The sequence below is a fragment of the Pediococcus parvulus genome, from assembly GCF_007990205.1.
GTDB lineage: Bacteria > Bacillota > Bacilli > Lactobacillales > Lactobacillaceae > Pediococcus > Pediococcus parvulus.
This window is the reverse complement of the sequence record NZ_BJWE01000030.1, coordinates 1-21,604: the sequence shown is the minus strand read 5'-3', so window position 1 is coordinate 21,604 and position 21,604 is coordinate 1. Positions and strand designations below refer to the sequence as shown.

The following is a 21,604-nucleotide window of genomic DNA, read 5'->3' as shown; positions in this document are numbered from 1 at the left end:
TCAACTCACTGATATAATAATTCTGACACTTTCAACCTTTGGTTAAATGGTGAAATTATGAAGTTTAGAACAACAGATAATGTAGAACTTGATTTTTTGGATCGTGGCCAAGGATACCCAGTTATCTTCATATCGGGTTTTGGTGGCTATAAAGAAATTTGGATGCTGCAGGTTAACTATTTATTGAAAATGGGCTATCGCGTAATTACGTATGATCATCGCAATCAAGGTAGTTCGCAAAGAGTTGAAACAAATGATTCTTTAGCGAGATTAATCTTGGATTTAAGAGAGCTCATTCAGTATTTACAAGTTAAAAATCCAATTTTAATTGGACATTCAATGGGAGCGAGTGTTTGTTATGGCTATCTTGCTCAATTTGAAGATGTGGCGGGTGTCATTAGCGTTGATCAAACTCCCAAGATGTTGAACACCTCTGAATGGCAGTATGGCTTTTTAAATGCTACTATTCAAAATTACCGTCAGCTAGCTAAGTCATCACCTAAAGTGAGAGAAACGCTTCATGGAATTGATTCACGAGTTGAATCCGGATTGCTAAAGCAAAAGAATAACTATCCCTTTAACCGTTCTAAAAATGTGAATCTCTTATTAGATCATTTTAAACAGGATTGGGTTTCAACCCTGGAGACCACAAAGATACCAGTTTTGTTGATTGCGGCTATCCAGAGTCCCTATTATGATGCTAATTTCGTGGATGCTGTGGCGAAAAGCAATTCGATGATTAGTAGGGCAAAATTAACTAATTGTGGGCATGTGATTATGGCTGAGATTCCAAACGAGTTTAATCAACTTTTAAGGCATTTTGTATTAAAAAATCGTTATCGACAATTACAATAATCAAAGATAAAGGCACAAATATCAAAACCAACCTGGTTTGATGTTTGTGCCTTTATTTAGTAGTCAAATCTATAATAGATGATCAAATAAGTTTTAAGAAAACAGAAGCAATAATTACTGAGGCGATTGATACAGTTGCAAACCCACCCACAAGCATTTTGGGCAGCATGTTTTCAGTTAAGAACTCTTCTTCTTTTTCGTTTTCAGCAACGCTATGACAGATCTCAGTTGTTAAAATGTAATCGGCCGGGAAACCAAATAAAGCAGTCAAGGAACAGGCAAAAGCCATTTCTCGAGTCATCCCAAATGGTTTTGCAAGTAACGACGATGCAAGAAACATCCCTAGAATTCCTAAGGCGATCAATACGATAATTTGAACTACGATACCGCCCATAATTTGAGGTGTAGTAAGACTTAATTGCGCAAACACATATGCAAGTAAGCCGTACATTAACCAATTGAAAACCCCGGCTCTGTTCAAAGCATTGTCTTCTAGAAAACCAAGTTGGTGAGCAATAACACCAAAGATTAAACAAATAACGTTGGCATTAATTGTGTTATTTAACAAACCGGCAATCCAGTTACTAAATAAGGCTACTAACCCCACACGGACTAAGATAAATGCGGCCGTCTGGTATTCAACTGGAAGATTAAAAATACGTTGCTGTGGTTCAGCGGCAACAGCCTTTTTAGTCATTTTTGGAGCATCGCTGCTAGGTTTTAATGAACCATCACGAAGACCGGTAATTAAGCGATGCCCTTCTTTTTTTAACATCACTGCAGTAAGGGGATAGCCAATAACGGAATGAATAACATACATTGAAACTGGTAAGGCAACTAACGTGGTAATTCCAGCAGCCTTTAAACCGTTCGTCATCAGTAAAGCAGCTACTAATCCACCAGTTAAAGGTGGAATGGCCGCAACAACAGTATGCCAGTCAAAAATAAGCGAGCCGACGATTAAAGTTAAAACAAGTGTGCCTAAAACTCCTAAAAGTGCGATACAAACGGCCTTCCACTGGGCAATTAGTTCACGTACATTCATTAATGTTCCTAAATGAACTAAAAGCAGGGAAATACACACACCAACGAAAGGAGTGTCAAATGAAGCTTGAGCAACAATATTTTTGGGCATAATTGTCCAAAAACCAATCACGAATAAAATAGCTGTAATAAATACAGAGGGGATAAAAGCCTTTGTGAGGCTTGAAACCCACTCACCGATCATCATAAAAAGCATGACACAAACGAATGCGATTAAATATGCCATATAAGTTCCTCCAAATTCTTATGTAAAATTAAAAATTAATTAATAAAATCTTAATATAGAAATGTTGTTAAGTCAATGAATTATTGAAAATAAACGAACCCTTTCATTTGTTTATAATAAAACTTCAATTTGACTGAAGACAAAATGAGAATTACAATCAAACTCAAAAGACCTAAGGAGTGATATGGAAATGGCAAAAGTAACCTATAAAAATTTCAATTTATTTGATGGAGTTCATGAGAATGTAAAAAAGAACGCAAGTTTTACAGTTGATGAAGAGACCGGACGCTTAGTGGAAAAAAATTCTGAAGATAAAGTGGTAGATCTAAAGGGAAAGTATGTTATGCCTGGTTTGATCAATGCACATACACATATGATGATGCAGCCACAATCCAATAAATTGGAATATCTTTCGGAAGCGGAAGTGACTTTCAGTGCAATTGAAAATTTAAAAGAACTTTTACGATCAGGAGTTACTTACATTCGTGATTGTGGTTGTGCGTTTGATGTAGATATTAAACTAGCTAAGTTACAACAAGAAGGACAAAATGTTGTGGGACCGCAAATTTTACCTTCTGGACGACCAATGTCGATTACCGGTGGGCATGGTGATTTTACTGAAGGTTGGGATGGAGATACTACTTGGGGCTATCTAACTGATTCACCTGATGAAATGCGTAAAGCCGTTCGTAAGGCATTTAAATATGGTGCACGTAATATTAAAGTTATGGCAACTGGTGGTGTTATGTCTGCGACAGATCAAGTCGATGACACAGAGTTAAGTTATGAAGAAATCAAAACAGCAGTTGAGGAAGCCCATTCTAAACACATGACGGTAGCTGCTCATGCTGAAGGCGCGAAGGGAATTCATAACGCGGTTAAAGCTGGTGTGGACTCAGTTGAACATGGGTCTTATGTTACAGATGAAGATATTGAATTAATGTTAAAGCAAGGTACATATTTAACACCTACATTAATTGCTGCCTACACAATTCCAAAGTACGGACAAGGAAAGTTACCTCAGTACATGTTGGACAAAACGAATGCCTTTATTAAAGATTATTTTGAAAGAATCGGCGCTGCCATTAAGGCTGGAGTTAAAATATCGTTTGGTACAGATGCAGGGACTCCGTTCAATGGTTTTAAAGATACGCCTTTTGAGCTACAGCTTTTAACTGAAGTGGGAGCTACAAATGTGCAAGCATTATTTGCTGCATCGCAAAATAGTGCAAAATTATTACACATTGATCAAGACTATGGCACATTGGAAACAGGAAAATTTGCTGATTTTTTGGTGTTAGATTCTGATCCAGTAGCTGATGTAAAAGCCGTACAACAGGCTGATAAGGATGTTTATCAACATGGCGTAAAGGTTTATTAAAAGGAGAATTCACGTGAAGACAACATATTTTAATTCGAAGTTATTTAATGGAATTGATAACAACATTGTTTCTAATGCTTGGTTTACCGTGGATGATGAAACGGGAAAGATTACCGAAACTGGAACAGAAACGCCATTAAATGATAATACTCATGTAGATCTACATGGCCAATATGTAATGCCGGGATTGATTAATGCTCATACACATTTAATGATGAATCCAGTTACAAATAAGTTGGAGTTCTTGTCAGAGACTGAAATCGCGTTTACGGCTTTGCGTAATTTAAATGATCTTCTTCATTCGGGAGTAACGTATATTCGTGATTGTGGTTGTGCGTTTAATGTTGATTTGAAATTACACGAATTGGCGGAACAAGGTGAGTTTCAAGGAACAGAGATTGTACCTAGTGGTCGCCCATTTTCTATGATTGGTGGGCACGGTGATTTTCGTGAAGACACAGATGGTAAGATAAATTGGTCATATTTAGTCAGTTCACAAGATGAAATGCGTAAGTCCGTTCGGCAAGCGTTCAAGCTAGGAGCTAAAAATATTAAAGTGATGGCCACTGGCGGTGTTATGTCATCAACAGATCAGGTGGATGACACGGAATTAAGTGAAGCCGAAATGCAAGTTGCCGTGGAAGAAGCCCATTCGAAACACATGACGGTTGCGGCCCATGCGCAGGGCAATCAAGGGATTCAGAATGCGTTGAATGCTGGGGTAGATTCAATTGAACATGGGATTTATGTAGACGAGAACCAAGCCGATTTTATGCGTGAAAATAACATTTATTTGGTGCCTACTTTGAATGCTTGTGCATCCATCTCTAAATATGGGAAGGGTAAAATTCCAGATTATATGATTACTAAAAATGATAAAGTGAAAACAGATTTCTTTAAGAATATTGCGATGGCTCTGAACAAGGGTGTGAAAGTAATTGTAGGTACTGACGCTGGAACACCTTTCAACGGGTTCAAGACAGGAACTTGGGAAGAAATGGCGTTGTTAGTTCACGAAGTTGGTGCCACTCCTTACCAAGCTTTATTGGGTGCTACAAGTTATGCGGCTCAGTTACTAAGGATTGATGATAATTATGGAAGTTTAGCTGCCGGAAAAGTGGCTGATTTCTTAGTTTTGAAAGAAAATCCATTAGAAAAAATTGAGGCTGTGCAACAAGCTGATAAAGTGATTTATAAAAAGGGTCATAAAGTTGTATAAAACAGAAAAACTGATTTCATAATGAAATCAGTTTTTTTGTATGAAGAACATTCCAACTGCGCTACAATATAAACATCATTTAGCAAGAAAGGACCCCGTATGAAGTATTTAGTCCTATTACGTGGTATCAATGTGGGCGGTCATAATAAAGTAGTCATGAAGGAACTGAAGGCTAGTCTGGCGGCGGCCGACTTTACTAATGTGAGTTCTTATATTAACAGTGGTAACTTGATTTTTGAAAGCGACCTTTCAAAAGCAAAAGTGGCTCAAAAGGTTGATTTAGTTTTGGCTGAAAATTATATTTTTTCAATCACAACTCTGGTTATTTCCGCTGAGGAATATCTCCAGGAGTTTTCTCAGGTGCCAGCATGGTGGGGTGTCGATGGTAGTTTACGCCATAATGCATTGTTTTTACTGCCTAATTTTAACGTTAAAGCCTTTCAAAAAATCGTACAACAGATTTCAGATTACGATCAAATTGAACTAAAATCGAAAGTCATTTTCTGGACCTCCACTTTCAAAAAAGACTTCAGCAAGTCCGTTTACTCTAAGCTGATGAAAGAAGCCCTTTATAAAGATGTGACGATTCGAAATCTGAATACGGCATTGAAACTACTACAATTATTACAGGATTAAAAAAGTCCTTATCTGTTTGACGCGGATAAGGACTTTGTTTTTAAGATTTTATTTTACGCTACTTTTTAAAACTGTTTCAATTTCGTCGGTCATTTTCAAAGGATTTGTTTTAGGTGCATAGCGTTTAACAACGTTGCCTTCACGATCAATGAGAAATTTTGTAAAGTTCCATTTAATTGCAGAAGAACCCAGTGCACCAGGAGCAGTTTTAGTCAGATATGCAAACAGAGGTAGGGCATCTTTACCATTTACATCGGCAATTGTGTGCATTGGGAAACTAACACCATAAGTAGTGCGACAAGCTGCTGCAGCTTCTTCGCTGGAAGAAACCTCTTGTTTAAATTGGTTAGATGGAAAACCCAAGACGATGAGGCCTTGATCAGCATAAGTTTTATAAAGTTGTTCTAGTTGCTTAAATTGTGGTGCGAAACCACATTTTGTAGCGGTATTCACGATGACCATCAGCTGGCCACGATATTTAGAAAGTGAGTAATTCTCGCCATTTTCGAGTGTAACTGTATAATCATAAATTGACATTTGAAGGACCTCCTTGTGCTCATTATACCGATTTTTGAAAAGAATATACTATCGTACGGTCTGTAAATAACAAAAAATAAAAGGTTTGTGTATTTATAATTAACAGACTAAGGCTAAATCATTGACCAGCAGATACGATATACATTTAATATATATAAAGAAAGGTTGGCGGAAAATATGCGGAGCGTAAAATTAAGAAAAGTGGGAACTTCTAATGTATTGACTGTCCCAAGCAGTATTAAGCCTCGTGAAACTGAATTCGACGTATTTTATGGTCGTAACGGCGCCATTGTTTATACCCCCAAAACCAAAAATCCTTTTACAGACGAAAATTTCGTGAAAACGCATCAAGGAAAATTGGATGAAACATTGGTTGAAACGGAGCTAAGGAAAGATGAATTTTAATTATGTTCCGGAACAACAGGATATCATCTGGATTAACTTTCAACCTTCTAAGAAAAATGAGCTTCTGGGGAGGCATCCGGCAGTGGTTTTAAGCACCAGTGGTTACACAGCTGTCACGGGTCTAGTTGCTGTTTCGCCAATTACCCATGCCACGGACAATCGATTGAAAGAAATGTTTGTACCTATAAAATCAGATTTTGGGATAGAAGGATTTGTAAATCCACTGAAGTTTCATACATTTAGTGTGATCGGAAGGCATGTTGAATATGCTGGTGGTTTATTAGATGACGCGTCTTTTGCCATTGTTTTGAAAGTACATCAACAAATTTTGAATTATATGTGATTAGAATAGTTTGAATGGATCAAAGTCTAGAACTTTGGTCTTTTTATGTGGCAATTTTCGTCGTTTTACTATAGAAAAGTAAATATAATTTACATCAAGATGTGAATAAGTTGTAACATAAAAGCTAGTTAACTTTTGGAGGAAGAAGCGAAGGACTTGTCAAAACGAAACATTTTTATTGTTACCTGTGCACTACTTTTATCGAATGCAATGAGTGGGCTAGATAGCACCATTGTGAATACTGCCTTGCCCGCGATCATTTCTGATCTTCACGGTATTGAAATGATGGGTTGGATCGTCGCTGTCTTCCTACTTGGAACAGCGGTTAGTACCCCTCTATGGAGCAAACTTGGTGAACACATTGGCAATAAACAAAGTTATCAACTTGCGGCCTTATTTTTTGTGGTGGGTTCTTTACTTCAGGGACTCTCGCCAAACATTGTCTTTTTGATTATCTCGCGAACAATTGCTGGAATTGGTAACGGTGGCGTTGTTTCCTTACCATACATTATTTACGCTCGGATGTATGCTGATCCCCGCAAACGGATGAAAGTTTTGGGGTTCGTCTCTGCCAGTTACAGTACTGCCACCATCATTGGTCCGCTGGTTGGTGGATTTATCGTGGATGCCTTCTCGTGGCACTGGGTCTTTTATTTAAACGTGCCTATCGGCTTGATTTCAGCAATTTTAGTTCAAATCTATTACAAAGCAGAAAAAGAAGCACATAAGAATAAACCAGTTGATTACATGGGTTCCATTTTAATGACCATTGGTTTAACCAGTTTACTGGCTGGCATTGAAATGATTGGCACTGCCAGCACGTTGTTTGTGACAGTGGCATTGATTGTTGCCGTTATGTGCATTGGGGCAATGATTTATTTCGAAAGAGGCGTGGCCGATCCGATTATTCCAAGTCGCCTATTCAAAAATCGCGAATTAGTGATTGATTTTATCCTGTTTACCCTAATCTGGGGCGCGTTTGTGGGCTTCTTAATTTACAGTCCAATGTGGGCGCAAGGATTACTGGGGACTTCGGCGTTAATTGGAGGTGCTACCCAAATTCCAAGTTCATTTACGAATTTTATGGGATCGGGTTCTGTGGCAACCTTGCGGCGGTACTTCACACCGCAAAGAGTGGTGGCAATTGGCATTGTGATGCTGATCGCCTCTTTCCTATTCCTAGTAATTGGCGGCGTTAAAACTCCCTATTGGGTCCTGTTAGTAGCGGGAGCATTTGAAGGATTTGGTAATGGTGCCTGCTTCAATGAACTTCAAGTGAAGGTCCAACAAGATGCCGATTTAGGGGATGTTCCGGTTGCCACGTCATTTAGTTTTCTAATTCGGATGTTAAGCCAAACGTTTACGGCATCTATCTTTGGCCTTGTCATGAATAGTGCGCTTCGCCACGGTGTTTCAAGCTCGCACGGCGCCGTGACAATGAAAATGATGAATAAATTAAGTGATGCCACAAATATTAATTCTTTGCCAACCAAACTTTTGCCACAGATGCGAGCCATTTTGCATAATGGGCTACACAACATTATGTTATTATCGCTTGTGCTAATGTTGGTGTCTTTGGCAATCAATGTTTGGGCGCAACATTTGGAAAAGCGTGCCCATGTCACGGTATAGCGAATGACTTAGAAAGAAGTTGGTTATTTTGTCACTTTGGCTTATGTCTGTAATTTTGTTGGCAGCTGGATTAGCGGCCGGCCTGTTGTCATCCATTGCTGGATTGGCGTCGTTGGTTTCCTATCCTGTGCTATTAATGTTGGGATTACCCCCAGTTAGTGCAAACGTGACGAACACAGCAGCGCTAATTTTCACAGGTGCTGGCTCTAGTTTGTCATCTTTAAGAGAATTACATCACGTTCGAAAAACGGTGTTGAAGGTCACAATTTATGCCTTAATTGGTGGGGTTGTGGGCAGTTTCTTGCTGGTAATTGCGCCCGCAACAACTTTTGAACGGGTCGTTCCTTTTTTGGTATTTGGGGCTGGTCTGTTAATGCTTTGGTCTCAATTTCGCCACACCGTACCTAAGAAAGTGGATCATACAAATCATCTGGCAACGACAATTTTAAAAAATACCGCAATTTTGCTGGTCGGTGTTTACATTGGTTATTTTGGTGCATCGGCTGGAATGATTATGCTTTCAATTTTGATTGTGACGCTCAATGACAGTTTTGGTGAGATTAATGCGATTAAAAACTTTGCGGCGTTTATGACAAACATTTTGTCGTTGATTATTTACGCGTTTACTACAAAAGTGTACTGGTGGATGGTTGTACCATTGGGAATCGGGATGTTTATTGGTGGTTACCTAGGTCCAGTTGTCATTCGTCATGTTCCGGTAAAACCCTTGCGGATTGCGATTTCGTTTTCTGCATTTGGTTTGGCGGCTTATCTGTTTTACACAGCTTATTACTAAAAACTAAAGGTTGAAACTCCAAAAACTTATCTTGTTGCTTGATACGAAAACGTTCATGGCAATAAAATCAGATTAAATTGCTGTCTTCCAGACCAAGTGAGCCGCAGGACAGCAATTAAACTACTGCTTTTGAACCAAGTCGTTTAATACTAGTTATTGAAGTCATTTTGATACTTTCAACCTTAGCTAAAAACAAAACATGAGCCATACTAGGTTTTTCGACTTGGTATGGCTCATGTTGATTTTAATACAGGATTAGAACGAAAAATTATTTCTGTGTAAATGGTAAAACAGCACGTCTGGAACGCTCCGCTTGTATCGGCAAAAACACAGGACGAGCCAAACCAAAACCTTGTAACAGGTTAACGCGATAGTTAATTAAAAGTTGTAAATCGGTTTTGGATTCAACGCCCTCTACTGTAAAAAGTTTGTTATTTTTGGCCGCTAATTCACACCAAAAAGACAAGCTATGGATGATGGACGTTAATGACCGTGTTTTTCTGAAATTCTGGATGGCAAATTTATATTCGCTTATATATGGATTTAACAATAAAGTTCGATCAATTTGATTACTACCGGAACCCACATCATCCATGATCAAATCAATGCCGGCTTCAAAAAAATGCTTGGCTGCAGTTTGAATTTCACTTGAGTTAACGGGAAATTTGGAATCATGCTCGGTGAGTTCGACTTCTAAAGTAACTGGTAAAAGCTGATTCTTAACTTCACTTAAAACGGCACAGAATTCTGGATCAATAAACTGTTCTGGATCTAAATTAATGGATACATTTTTTAAATCTTTGGAAAGAACAGGGACGGTTTGCAAAAGAAGATCTGCAATTTGTTGTGGTGGAAATTGGGCAAAATCGTCTGGTAAAACCCAACTATCGCCAATTTTTTCGCGCAAAAATAGTTCACATCCAACTGGTTTTAGTGGATTAACTGAAAACTTAGATTGTCCCCAGAAACGAATCATAGCAACTCCTCCAATGCGGTTTAAGACATAACATGAAACAAAACATACTCCTTATCGTTTGTTAAGCAGTCTAATTGACGATTATTTTAGCACAATAAAGCCAAACTACAATAGCGTTTCAAGTGGGCAAGACCGATAAATTTTGAACTGCATCTTAAACTAAAAATCAGTCATCCATAAGCCCTTTATGGCGCTGTTTGTTTAGCCGAAAACTTGAATAAATATTCGTTAAATAAATACGTAAAAAATAAAAAGAGTTGTCACATAAGTTAATTATGTCACAACTTTAATTTTCCTTTTCAATGGTAACTTGATCGCGACCTTGTCCTTTAGAATGATAAAGCATGCGATCGGTTCGCTCATAAAACAAATTTGAAGTCACATCATTTGGCCCCAACTTAGCGACACCCATTGAAACTGTAATTCGTAATTTCAAATGATTGGTGGAAAAGAGGGTTTCACGAATATGATTTTGCAAGTGTTAGCTAAACTTTGCTGCTGCCGGCAAGTCGGTATTTGGCAAAATAATGTTAAATTCTTCCCCGCCGACACGGTAAGCTTTTGCATTTGGAACTTTTTCACTTTCGTCAACAAGAATTTTGGCGACCGTTTGTAAAATTTCGTTTCCGGTGAGGTGGCCGTGGTCATCATTAACGCGTTTAAAATAATCAATATCCAAAGCCAACATGGTCAAGGCATGCTCGGCGTGTTGAAATGCCGAAACCTGCGTTTCCAAGTCATTTTTAAACGAGAGATAGTTATTTAATTTGGTCAGTGGATCAGTAGTAGCCTGGCGACTAAGCAAAGTTAAATAGTTATTTTCGTGGTTTAAATGACTAATTCCAAATTCAAGAACCGCGTTCATCACGACAAAACTGAAGACATTGAAAAGGGCAATTTTCCAGGTTACAGAACCGAAATAAGGAAGCTGTAAGTAATTGAATCCAAGCCACAGGATACCTACAATCACATCTAAGGAGCCGATAAGAAAAATTTGTGGCAGTTGCCATTTACGCACAATCGAAACTAATAGCAAAGTAAGCAGATAAATTATTGCCGTCATTGTAAAGAAGTAGATTGTCCCAGCACTGAATCCCCACAGAATAATTCGTGCAAGAAAACTCATCAAAACAATCACGGCACTACTTCGTTTGCCAAGATAAATAGTTACATAGAAAAGTAATAGTAGACGAAAATTAACGAAAGCTAAGTCATGCCCTTCTCGAGCGACCACAAATTCAAAATAGATTCCAAGGATAGAAAAATAGCACACACTAAAAATCGCTAGTCGACCTGTTAAATAGTTGATGGTTTCAGAAATGTTTCCTGAACGGGAAATTATCGATCGAACTAGAATTTGAAAGAATACAATTACGCCGAGGGTAACAAAAATGCCAGTAAATAATGGCGATAAGAACCAGAGGTGTTCAGTCAATATTAATCATCTCTTAACTAAGAATTCTAACTAGTATTCATTAATTAAATAATAACCATTTGTATATCTAATAAAATTTCAGGTGACTATTTGCTAACAGATACCGTTAGTTAAGCCCTTTAATCATAGCAAATAATAGTGAGACAACAATGATAAATGAAAACGATTTTTTTGTTTTAGCTTTTAACGAGCATACAAAAGAAAACTATTTTTTAAACTAAAGGTGTTTTTGATATCGAAAATGAGAAAAAGGAATGCTATTTATCATAGGTTTTTGGTAAAAAAAATTATCCAAAAACTGGATAATTACGAGGTACGTTAAGTGATTTTTAATAACAAGTAGTAGATTCAGAGATTACGCTATCAGGATCATCCTGAGTGGGCAGATATATTGGTCTTCCAAGCGCATATCCTTGAAACATATCTGCCTGATAGTGCGAAAGGATTAGCAAGTCTTGTTTAGATTCAACGCCTTCAATTGTGAACAACTTCTGATTCTTTTGTGCTAAATCTCGCCAGAACGTTAAATTGGGCACAATATCTTCTAAAGATTCAAACGGACGGAAATTTTGAATGGCAAATTTATATTCGTGAACAAAATCATTAAGGAGTTTAACCCGTGCTAATTGATTATCACCAGAACTGACATCGTCTAAAATGATATAAAAGCCAGCGTCGTTAAAACGTTTTGCAGCTGTGACTAATTGGGAAGGCGAAATGTTTAGTTGCCCCGTTCTTTCTGTTAATTCAATGGATAACTGAATGCCAGAAAGCTGTTGTTTTATAGCAAAAAAAGCTTGTAAAAAAACAGGATCTACAAATTGATCAATGTCCAAATTAATCGAAATGTGTTTCATTTTTTGTGGGAACTCAGGTGTTGTTCGCGTTAGAAGATCTGTAATTTGTGTAGCTGTAAATCTACTGAAATCGGTTGGAATTTCCCAATTACCAGTATTGTATTCACGTAAAAATAATTCATATCCAATGGGTTCTAAAGGTTCGCGTGAAAACTTCGGTTGTCCCCAAAATCTTAGCATGCAAGTCATCTCCAAACATAAGAAATTAAAAAAACCCGTACTTGATCTTTCACAAGTATGGGTCGTGTTCAATATCGTAATATTGAATGAGCAGTTTTTATTTAATTCGTTAATATAACAATACTAAGTGTAGCACGGCTGTATAAAAATACAAGGGACTAAACAAAGATTGTTTCACAGAGTTTAGTTTTGAGTTGAACTAACAGGGTTACCGAAGCCAGTTGTAGATGATTTTGTGAGTTCAGTATCGACAGTTACGTGATCGCGGCCCTCACCTTTAGAGTGGTATAACATTTGATCAGTTCGTTCGTAAAATAAATTTTGAGTTTTATCGCTGGCATGAAGAGTGGATACACCCATCGAAACTGTAATTTTTATATTTTGATTTTCCGAGATTTGAAATGTGGCCTGTCGGATTTTAGCTTGCAAGTCATGGCTAAATTGGCTAGCTTGTTCAAGACTTATGTTGGGTAGTAAGACATTAAATTCTTCGCCACCAACACGATAACAGTGCGCATCAGGAAGATCGTGAACCGCTCCAATTAATAGTTTACCTACACCAATTAAAATCTTATTACCCGCTAAATGACCATATTGATCATTAACCCGTTTGAAATAATCAATGTCTAAAGCGATCATCGCGAGTGGTTTCTTGGAGCTATGAAACTCACCAAATTTTTTAGTGAAATCAGTTTTGAAGACAGCATAATTTTTCAATTGGGTCAACGGATCAATAGTAGCTTGGTGCGTTAATGTGTTTAAATAATCATTTTCAGTGTTTAATTGAGTTAATCCGTAATATAGGAAGAAGTTCATAACACCAAACGCAATCCAATAATAGACAACTTGCGATAGCGGAATGTCACCTAAGTAATCTAAACGAATGTAATGAAGAAGTAACCAAAAAACACCTACAATAATGTTCAAGCAGTTGACTAACACTAACTGACTACTGTGGTGGCGGCGGATTAAGTGCAAATTAAGTGCAAAAATTAAATACATAAACACTGAAAATGCAATAAAAATAAATGTGCCTGTTGTACTACCCCAGAATAAGAAGCGGGTAATAAAACTGCACAAAATGACGATGAAACTTGTGCGTCGACCTAAGAAAATAATGACGTAGGATAACAAAAGTAAACGGAAATCAATGAAAGCAATGTCACTATCCTGTTGAGCAGCCGCAATTTCAAAATAAATGGCAAGTGCGGAAAAAGTAAACCGTGCTTAAAACGGCAAGACTACCCACCAAATAATTAATAGGAGCTCCCTTTTTGGTTGAGCGGGACATTAAAATGCGCGCCAACAATTGAAAGAACAGGATAATCCCTAAGGTTACAAAAATGCCGGTAAAAAGAGGCGATAATAGCCAGTCGTGTTGGGTCAAAGTAATTCATCTCTTAACTAAGTAATTATTATTTTTATGAATTTTTAATTTAAGTGTGTTTAATTATAACAAATTATCAATAGGCAACAAGGGAATTCATGAATCAGTATAGGGTAACAACTTTAAACCTAGATTAATTCAGGATTTAGCCTAGCGTTTGAGCTACTTAGTGCACAAAAAAGCAACCATCATAGTAGTCGGGATGGTTGCTACAAGCACAATAAATGTGCGGCGTATTTTCATACGCATCAGACAATTGTCTGATAAGATTTGGCACCTTAATGTGAATTGTACCACAAATGTGCCAATTTAACCGCACAATTACAGATATTTCGCCTAAATTTCGTTTGAATTGGCTTTTCAATCAGAATATACTAATTCTATGTACTAAAAGTTAGAAACAAATCAAACGATAGGATGTGACACACATATGTGTACAAGTGTAATGTACCAAAATGCAAAGGGTAATTGGTTTTTGGCGCGAACGATGGATTTTTCGTTCGAATTGGGTGGCCGTCCTGTTGTGATTCCGCGTAATTTTCATTTTAAAAGTGATGCTGATGAAAAAGGTTTTGACACAAAATTAGGTTTTACTGGTGCTGGTCGAGATTTGAATGGTTATATTTTAGTCGACGGGGTTAACGAAGCCGGTGTAGGTGCCGCAATGCTTTACTTTGACGGCTTAGCTAAATTTGCTGACCAAGCAGTTTCAGGTAAAACGAATGTTGCGCCTCATGAGGTCATCAACTGGATTTTAGGTAATGTCACGAATGTTGCCGATTTAAAAGCTAAAATTGCTGATCTGAATATTGTCGCAATTGCGAATGATTTGTTTAAGATTATCGTGCCACTTCACTGGATTGTGGCTGATAAAACGGGTGCTTGTGTCGTTTTGGAACAAGACGAAAACGGGATGAAAGTAATGGATGATCCAGTTAAAGTCATGACCAATAGTCCTGATTTCCAATGGCATCTAAAGAATTTAAATAATTATGTGCAATTAAAGCCAACTTCTCATAGCTCAAAGAAGTATGGCGAGTTTGAATCGGAGGCTTATGGTTTAGGTAGTGGAGCACTTGGTTTACCAGGAGACTACACCTCAGTTTCCCGATTCGTGCGAGCTGCATTTATTCGTCAAAATACTGATAAGGCAAAGACAGTGCCTGGTTCAATTAATGCCTTATCGCACATTTTGAACAGTGTGGAGATTCCTAAGGGCGTGAAAGCTGATAATGAAGGTGGTTGTGACTATTCTCAGTATCGCGGCTACATGAGTTTAGACGAGGGTGCTTATTACATGCAACCATATGACGACCAAACGATTACGCGTGTGGTGATGACACCTGAATTGTTGAATGCTAAAGAGCCAACTGAATTTCCATTGAAGGCGGAACAACACTTTAATTCGGTTAATTAAATTTTTGCTAGAAGCATTGGATTACTGAAAAGGTTATCTGGTGCTTTTTTAAGTTTTAAATAGCATAGTCTCGTGTACAAAAAGTATAATGAAGACAAGCAAGTAGAAAGCTAGTGAGATATTTGAAAATTGTTAGTTGGAATTGTAATGGTGCGTTTCGAAATAAGTTTCAATATATTCAGAAGCTTAATGCAGATTTATACATAATTGAAGAGTGTGAAAATCCGGAGAAAATTATTAGACCTGAGTATTTAAACTATGTTAAAAGCAGTGCTTACAAGTGCTTTAAAGGTGATAAAAAGGGATTACTTGTATTTTCGCCAGTGGCTACTATCAATCCTGTGCATTGGAATGATAATCGCATGCGTTATTATTTACCATTTAATTTTTTAAAACATCATTTTTTAGGAGTTTGGACGAAGGATAATTATATTGAAGATTTGTATTTGTATTCCAGTTTCAATATTCAAAAACTAAAAAATAGATATATTATTGGCGATTTTAACAGCAATGTTATGTGGAACAGAAAACATGGCTATCGAACCCATTCTGACTTTAATAAACTTGTTTCAAAGGTAGGCTTAGGAAGCGCCTATCATATGCAAACCGGTGATCTTTTTGGGCAAGAAAAACAAGCAACTTTTTATTTATATCGGAAACCAGAGAAACCATACTATATTGATCATGCGTACCTTCCCGAAAAATCAACGTTTAATATTACATTTGGAGATTCAAGTTTTTTGCAGTATTCAGATCACCTCCCGTTAATATTAAACGTGAAGTAGCAACTTTTTAAATGCTATAATTCAAGTAATAGTAAACGAGATTTGAGAGGGCGAAAACATGGCATTTATCACATTAAAAGACGAAACAAAGCGTTACACAATCGAAAGCAATACCATCGTTGCCAATAATAAAGTGAATTTTGAAATTAATGAAGGTGAACTGGTTATTATTTTGGGCGAGTCGGGAGCGGGGAAATCAACTGTCTTAAACATGCTGGGTGGCATGGATCATCCAACTGAGGGCAGTATTTTCATAGACGGCCAAGATATTGCTACCTATAATGAACGTCAATTAACTTCTTATCGCCGCACAATGGTGGGGTTTGTGTTTCAATTTTACAATTTAATTCCTAATTTGACCGCCCGTGAAAACGTAGAATTGGCCAGCCAGGTGGCAGATGATGCCTTGGATGTGGAAGAAACACTCAAACACGTTGGTCTTGAAAAACGAATGGATAACTTTCCTGCGCAACTTTCCGGTGGTGAACAACAACGAGTCGCGATTGCGCGAGCTTTGGCCAAAAATCCCAAGTTGCTTTTATGTGATGAACCCACGGGAGCCTTGGATTATCATACTGGAAAACAAATTTTACAGTTACTGCAAGATACGGCTCGAAAAACCAACCGAACCGTTTTAATTGTGACGCATAATTCGATGATTGCCCCGATGGCAGACAAAGTGATTCATTTAAAGGATGCCCAAGTCCAAGGAATTGATATCAATAAACAGCCAACCCCTGTTGAACAGATTGAATGGTAGGTGCACACGATGAATCGAACTTATTTTAAGTCAACCATGCGGGAAACCAGTGACTCAGTGGGTCGCTTTGTGTCGATTGTGCTGATTATTTTACTGGGTTCTCTACTGTACGTCGGAATTCGAAGTGTGGGTCCTGATCTGAATCAAACGGCAAGCCATTATTTTGAAAAGCAAAAATTAAGTGATGTGAAAGTTACCTCAACGATGGGGCTGACGAACAGCGATTTAACTTCAATTAAGCAAAACAAACAAGTTAAACAAGCGATGCCGGTTCATATGACGACATTACAGAAAAGGCGTAACCAAATCGTTAGCGTTTACGGCTATCAAAACGGCAGTAAACTCGATCGATTGAAGTTAGTAAGTGGCAAATTGCCAACTAAAAACAACCAAATTGTGCTTGATAAAAAAGCTAAGCAAAACGGCTATAAAATTGGCGACACGTATCGATTGCCTAAAAGTGCCAGTTTAAAACGGCGCACGTTTAAAGTCGTTGGCTTTGTGAATTCGCCGCAATATGTCAGTAGTACGGATCGAGGCACAACTAATTTAGGCAGTGGGACGGTAAATTATTTTGCCTATGTCCCCAAAGCGGTCTTTAAACAAAAAGAATATGCGCTCATTGCGGTGCAGTTTAGAAATCCGAAGCATTACGCAGCGGGAACTGACCAATACAATAGCTATATCGACCGCCAAAAAACGAAATTGAAGCACACAATGCGAAATCGTCCGAGTGCTCGACAAAAGCAATTACAAACGACTGCGCAAAATAAATTAGATAAGCAATCCGCCAAAATTACCAAAGAAGAAAAACAGTTAGCAAAGGTGCCAGCAGCTTATCAAACGGCAAAGACAAAAGCGGCCAAAAAAGAGCTGATTGCAGCAAAGGCTAAGGTCAAAAAAGCTGAGGCCAAGGTTAAGGCAATTGCCAAACCCACATATTTGTATAATGATCGCAGCACCAATCCGGGGTATCAAGATTACTTCGATGAGTCCCATAGTATCGCGGCAATTGCGATTATTTTCCCTGGTTTCTTCCTATTTATTGCAATCTTAATTACATTTACAACTGTTTCACGGATGGTCGAAAAGAACCGTCGTGAAGTGGGCTTGATGCGAGCTTTAGGCTATACCAAACACGAAATTGCCATGAAATACATTGTTTACACGTTATTGGCCGGTATTCTCGGAGCTGGTTTAGGTGGCGCGTTAGGGATGTTGACTTTGCCGCAATTCGTATTCAGTTTGTTATCAAATAACAACTTGAACGATTTCGTTGGTGTCATTCCGTGGGCTTACTTAGCACAAACAATGGTCGCTGGACTGGTAGCCACTTTGGGCAGCGCATTGATTGTTCTGACGATCAATTTACGTGAAGTTCCTACGAATTTAATGCGCGAACGGGCTCCTAAAGCCGGAAAACGGATTTTAATGGAGCGGATTAAGCCCCTTTGGAAACGACTAAGTTTTAATCAAAAAGTGAGCTACCGGAATTTGTTCCGTTATAAGGGCCGAATGCTGATGACGATTGTCGGCATTGCGGGATGTACGGGTTTGATTTTGACCGGTTTTGGCATCCAAAATTCGGTTGATGATTTAATTCCTGCTCAATACGAGAATGTGCAACATTTTCAAGCCGTTGTGACGACGGACAAGGCAACTCGCCAGATTCATGCGGGTCAAATTTCGGCACAAAAATCAGCTTTGATTAAATCAGTGACGGCACGGCCAACCCACGGAACTGCCAACGACACGGTCTCAATGGTGGTGCCAAAAGCCACTACAAATTTTGAAAAATATGTGAGTTTAAAATCAGTTAATGGCGGTAAAAAAATAAAGTTAACTAATAAGGGCGTCATTTTGTCAGAAAAATTGGCAACCGACATGAATGCCAAGGCTGGCAGCACGATTATTCTCCAAATTAGTGGTAAAAAAGTGCGGGCTAAAGTTACTGGTGTGATTAAAAATTATGCTGGTCATTGGCTTTACACCACGCCAACCTATTATCATAAATTAACCAACAAAACTTATCATGCCACTTCACGGTTGGTCAAAACGACGCAAGTCAAGAAGGCGCAACGTGAAAAACTGAGTCGCAAGTTATTAAAACAAACCGGCGTTTTAAATGTTAGTTTTCCGCAGTATGCAGCAGGTGAATTAAGCACTGGTGGGCTAGGATCAGTTGTCTTGATCATGATCGTCATGTCTGGGGCACTGGCACTAGTGGTTTTGTATAACTTAACCAACATTAATATTTCGGAACGGATTCGTGAATTGGCAACCATTAAAGTGCTTGGCTTTTACGACCGCGAAGTCACAGCCTATGTTGCGCGGGAAAATGTGATCTTTACTGTCGTTGGCATTGTTGCAGGCTGGGGCATTGGCGTTTTCTTACATCAATTCATCATGGTCAAAGCACAAACGGGCAGTATCTTGTTTCCGATGGTGATCCATTATCCGGGTTACATTTGGTCTGCGCTGATTACGGGACTGTTTAGTTTAATTATTGGCGTGTTGACGCATTACAAGTTGAAAGGGATTGAGATGTTGGATGCGCTGGCGGCTAGTGAATAAGTATTAAAATGAGTTGGTAAGAAATGAAATGAGGGATGACCAGTGCAGGAAAAACAACAAAGACTTTTTGACGCCGCTCAGGAGATTTTTCAAGAATTGGGTTTCAAAAAAACTAACATTGTTAAAATTACGCAACGAGCTGGAGTCGCAGTCGGAACTTTTTACCGTTTTTACAATTCAAAAGAAGAAATTTTTCTCGAAGTTTATCAAACGGAAAACGAACGAATTAAACAGGCCGTGTTGGCGGACAACGATCTGACTGAAGATCCCCATGTATTGTTGCCTAAAATAATGAAAGAATTGATGCAAAAGGCAACAAATAGTTTGATTTTGCAGGCACGGTATGTGAATCCTAAACTTAAACAGTTGGTTGCGGACGACCCGGCCACACAAGAAGATTATTTGTATAGTACGTTGTCGCAATTGATTGAGCGGTGGCAAAAACGTGATGTGATGAAAACTGATATGACGATTGATCGCGTGCGGCAGTTATTTGAAGCCGTGATGGTGATTGATAATCATCAGGATGAATTACCAGTTGGTGATTTTGAACAATTGATGAATGATTTAATAGAAGGAATTTTACAACGAATTTTGAAGGAGCCTTAATGGGCTCTTTTTGTTTAGAAAAATTAAAAAAATCAGGAATATAATTCAAAAATTATTAGCCTAAAAGATTACCCCAATTGTCAAATCAAGTGCAACACTAACTAGATAAACAGGGAATTGGTATAGGAATCCAAACTTAGGCAGCAGTTAGTTGCTGATAATAAGCTTCAGCACTGAGATAGTGAATCGACTTACGAATCCTGTTATTTAAGGCATCTTGAATTTGTTGAATTTGATTTTCTGTATAATTCTTAAGCGACTCACCCTTGGGAATGTATTCCCGAATTTGACCATTGGCATTTTCATTAGAACCACGTTCCCAAGGCGAATAAGGATGTGCGAAATAGATTTGAGTACCCTTGACCTGATCTAGTAAAGAAAATTCACTGCCATTATCAAAGGTGATGGACTTGAACTGCGAGGTACCACGTTCATTAATTACCGCTTGTAACTCATCCAAACAAGTTTGGGCATGATAGTTAGGAATTTTAATGATCAGTTCAAACCGGGTAACGCGTTCCGTTAAAGTCATGAGAGCTGGTTCTGAAGGTACACGCTTGCCTTTGACTAGATCACCCCCCAGTGGCCAAATTTAGTTCGTTGTTGAACAATGTCTGGTCGCTTTTCAATGGAGGTTCCTAGGATTTTCTTATTGTGACGCTTATGAAAATGAGTTCCTTTAACACGTCTTCTCAATTTCTTAGGAAGATCACTATTACGTAACTTCAGAAGTCCTTGATCAATGTACCGATAAACAGTTGACACTGAGGAGCACGCGTCCTGCGGATGAGCGCTCTTAAATCGATGGACAAAGGTATCGATACTATCAACCCTTGGGTGATGCTTTAAAGCATCCGTTAGTTGCATAAAGAAGCTTCGGCAGGTTTTTAATAAACTTACTGCATGGCAGTTAGCTCGATGCTTTTCATAGATTGCCTGACCAGCATTCGCATAATAAGCTTTAAAGAATAAGTAATCCGTGTTTCGTTGTTGAACAGTTCCGCGTTTAACTTCACGGCTGATGGTACTGGGACTGCGGTGCAACCGTTTAGCAATTTGACGTAGTGAGAGCTTTTGGGTAAGCGATGCTTGAATAATGCCTCGTTCTTCAGGTTTTAGTTGTTGGTAATGTAAAGTAGTGCTATTCTTGGTTTGGGTCATGGAGACTTCCTTTCTTGGGTTTTGACGCTTCAAGTTTAGGTCTCCATGGCCTATTTGTATAGTTTACAGGTGTTGCACTTCAATTTTAAATTCGGCGTTTGAAGAAACGACGTCAATAATCAGAAATGATTTTTTAAATAGGTGTAACTAAAGGTTGAAAATATCAAAATCACTTCAATAACTAGTATTAAACGACTTGGTTCAAAAGTAGTGGTTTAATAATGCGCAGCAACACCGATATTAAAATTATTATATCAGTGTGTTGATTGCAAAAATTAGACTTAGTCTGGCAGCAAATGGGCTCAGTAGTGTCGTTTATCTTAGCGGGTTTTGCTTAGACAAAGGCCGAGCTTGAAGACGTGGTTTGTGGCTCTAGGTCGTGCCCATTA

The 21,604-nt window shown here is 38.3% G+C and carries 20 protein-coding genes and 1 pseudogene; 13 read left to right on the top strand and 8 right to left on the bottom strand.

What is annotated here, in order from left to right; genetic code table 11:
• Nucleotides 1-57: 57 nt before the first annotated feature.
• Nucleotides 58-855, top strand: coding sequence for an alpha/beta fold hydrolase (locus PPA04_RS06825; RefSeq protein ID WP_057784442.1), 798 nt, complete (start codon nucleotides 58-60; stop codon nucleotides 853-855).
• 82 nt (nucleotides 856-937) lie between these two features.
• Here PPA04_RS06825 and PPA04_RS06820 read toward each other — a convergent pair whose 3' ends face one another.
• On the bottom strand, nucleotides 938-2,125 hold the full coding sequence (locus PPA04_RS06820) for a hypothetical protein (protein WP_057784443.1): 1,188 nt from the start codon (nucleotides 2,123-2,125) through the stop codon (nucleotides 938-940).
• Between the two features lie 190 nt (nucleotides 2,126-2,315).
• Between PPA04_RS06820 and PPA04_RS06815 the strand changes: the two genes are divergently transcribed.
• The 3 genes from PPA04_RS06815 to PPA04_RS06805 all read left to right on the top strand — a co-directional run bounded on the left by PPA04_RS06815 (nucleotide 2,316) and on the right by PPA04_RS06805 (nucleotide 5,361).
• Nucleotides 2,316-3,506, top strand: a complete 1,191-nt coding sequence (locus PPA04_RS06815; protein ID WP_057784444.1) for a metal-dependent hydrolase family protein — start codon at nucleotides 2,316-2,318, stop codon at nucleotides 3,504-3,506.
• Nucleotides 3,507-3,519: 13 nt separating this feature from the next.
• Nucleotides 3,520-4,725 (top strand): metal-dependent hydrolase family protein, encoded by a 1,206-nt coding sequence (locus PPA04_RS06810; protein ID WP_057784445.1) that lies wholly within the window; start codon nucleotides 3,520-3,522, stop codon nucleotides 4,723-4,725.
• Between the two features lie 99 nt (nucleotides 4,726-4,824).
• Complete coding sequence (locus tag PPA04_RS06805) at nucleotides 4,825-5,361, top strand: DUF1697 domain-containing protein (protein WP_057784446.1); 537 nt, start codon at nucleotides 4,825-4,827, stop codon at nucleotides 5,359-5,361.
• A 48-nt stretch (nucleotides 5,362-5,409) separates the two neighbouring features.
• On the opposite strand, the gene PPA04_RS06800 is transcribed toward PPA04_RS06805, so the two are convergent.
• Complete coding sequence (locus tag PPA04_RS06800; protein ID WP_057784447.1) at nucleotides 5,410-5,898, bottom strand: glutathione peroxidase; 489 nt, start codon at nucleotides 5,896-5,898, stop codon at nucleotides 5,410-5,412.
• Nucleotides 5,899-6,075: 177 nt separating this feature from the next.
• On the opposite strand from PPA04_RS06800, the gene PPA04_RS06795 reads away from it, so the two are divergent.
• The 4 genes from PPA04_RS06795 (at nucleotide 6,076) to PPA04_RS06780 (ending at nucleotide 9,074) form a co-directional block, all read left to right on the top strand.
• The gene (locus PPA04_RS06795) at nucleotides 6,076-6,303 is read left to right on the top strand and encodes a hypothetical protein (RefSeq protein ID WP_057784448.1); all 228 of its coding nucleotides are present in this window, start codon (nucleotides 6,076-6,078) and stop codon (nucleotides 6,301-6,303) included.
• Nucleotides 6,293-6,646: a type II toxin-antitoxin system PemK/MazF family toxin gene (locus tag PPA04_RS06790; protein WP_057784449.1), complete on the top strand. Its 354-nt coding sequence runs from the start codon at nucleotides 6,293-6,295 to the stop codon at nucleotides 6,644-6,646. The genes PPA04_RS06795 and PPA04_RS06790 overlap by 11 nt, the downstream gene beginning before the upstream one ends.
• Nucleotides 6,647-6,802: 156 nt before the next feature.
• Nucleotides 6,803-8,278 (top strand): MFS transporter, encoded by a 1,476-nt coding sequence (locus PPA04_RS06785; protein ID WP_147206769.1) that lies wholly within the window; start codon nucleotides 6,803-6,805, stop codon nucleotides 8,276-8,278.
• Nucleotides 8,279-8,306: 28 nt separating this feature from the next.
• Nucleotides 8,307-9,074, top strand: coding sequence for a sulfite exporter TauE/SafE family protein (locus tag PPA04_RS06780; RefSeq protein WP_057784450.1), 768 nt, complete (start codon nucleotides 8,307-8,309; stop codon nucleotides 9,072-9,074).
• Between the two features lie 268 nt (nucleotides 9,075-9,342).
• On the opposite strand, the gene PPA04_RS06775 is transcribed toward PPA04_RS06780, so the two are convergent.
• From PPA04_RS06775 to PPA04_RS06755, 5 genes are all read right to left on the bottom strand, one after another.
• Nucleotides 9,343-10,050: an EAL domain-containing protein gene (locus tag PPA04_RS06775; protein WP_057784451.1), complete on the bottom strand. Its 708-nt coding sequence runs from the start codon at nucleotides 10,048-10,050 to the stop codon at nucleotides 9,343-9,345.
• A gap of 286 nt (nucleotides 10,051-10,336) precedes the next feature.
• Nucleotides 10,337-10,528, bottom strand: a complete 192-nt coding sequence (locus PPA04_RS06770; RefSeq protein ID WP_057784452.1) for a GGDEF domain-containing protein — start codon at nucleotides 10,526-10,528, stop codon at nucleotides 10,337-10,339.
• A gap of 3 nt (nucleotides 10,529-10,531) precedes the next feature.
• The gene (locus PPA04_RS06765; RefSeq protein WP_057784453.1) at nucleotides 10,532-11,485 is read right to left on the bottom strand and encodes a GGDEF domain-containing protein; all 954 of its coding nucleotides are present in this window, start codon (nucleotides 11,483-11,485) and stop codon (nucleotides 10,532-10,534) included.
• Between the two features lie 329 nt (nucleotides 11,486-11,814).
• Complete coding sequence (locus PPA04_RS06760) at nucleotides 11,815-12,522, bottom strand: EAL domain-containing protein (RefSeq protein WP_057784454.1); 708 nt, start codon at nucleotides 12,520-12,522, stop codon at nucleotides 11,815-11,817.
• A 183-nt stretch (nucleotides 12,523-12,705) separates the two neighbouring features.
• Complete coding sequence (locus PPA04_RS06755; RefSeq protein ID WP_186806971.1) at nucleotides 12,706-13,464, bottom strand: GGDEF domain-containing protein; 759 nt, start codon at nucleotides 13,462-13,464, stop codon at nucleotides 12,706-12,708.
• Between the two features lie 875 nt (nucleotides 13,465-14,339).
• Between PPA04_RS06755 and PPA04_RS06750 the strand changes: the two genes are divergently transcribed.
• From PPA04_RS06750 to PPA04_RS06730, 5 genes are all read left to right on the top strand, one after another.
• On the top strand, nucleotides 14,340-15,326 hold the full coding sequence (locus PPA04_RS06750) for a choloylglycine hydrolase family protein (protein ID WP_057784457.1): 987 nt from the start codon (nucleotides 14,340-14,342) through the stop codon (nucleotides 15,324-15,326).
• A gap of 113 nt (nucleotides 15,327-15,439) precedes the next feature.
• A complete protein-coding gene (locus tag PPA04_RS06745) occupies nucleotides 15,440-16,111 on the top strand; it encodes an endonuclease/exonuclease/phosphatase family protein (RefSeq protein ID WP_147206767.1) in 672 nt (223 codons plus the stop codon).
• Nucleotides 16,112-16,169: 58 nt separating this feature from the next.
• Nucleotides 16,170-16,871 carry an ABC transporter ATP-binding protein gene (locus tag PPA04_RS06740; RefSeq protein ID WP_057784459.1) on the top strand — a complete coding sequence of 234 codons (702 nt, stop codon included), beginning with the start codon at nucleotides 16,170-16,172 and terminating at the stop codon, nucleotides 16,869-16,871.
• A gap of 9 nt (nucleotides 16,872-16,880) precedes the next feature.
• Nucleotides 16,881-19,445: an ABC transporter permease gene (locus tag PPA04_RS06735; protein WP_057784460.1), complete on the top strand. Its 2,565-nt coding sequence runs from the start codon at nucleotides 16,881-16,883 to the stop codon at nucleotides 19,443-19,445.
• A gap of 42 nt (nucleotides 19,446-19,487) precedes the next feature.
• Nucleotides 19,488-20,054, top strand: a complete 567-nt coding sequence (locus tag PPA04_RS06730; protein WP_057784461.1) for a TetR/AcrR family transcriptional regulator — start codon at nucleotides 19,488-19,490, stop codon at nucleotides 20,052-20,054.
• A 136-nt stretch (nucleotides 20,055-20,190) separates the two neighbouring features.
• Here the strand turns inward: PPA04_RS06730 and PPA04_RS06725 are convergent.
• Nucleotides 20,191-21,215 (bottom strand): annotated as a pseudogene (locus PPA04_RS06725) (IS30 family transposase).
• Nucleotides 21,216-21,604 lie beyond the last annotated feature (389 nt).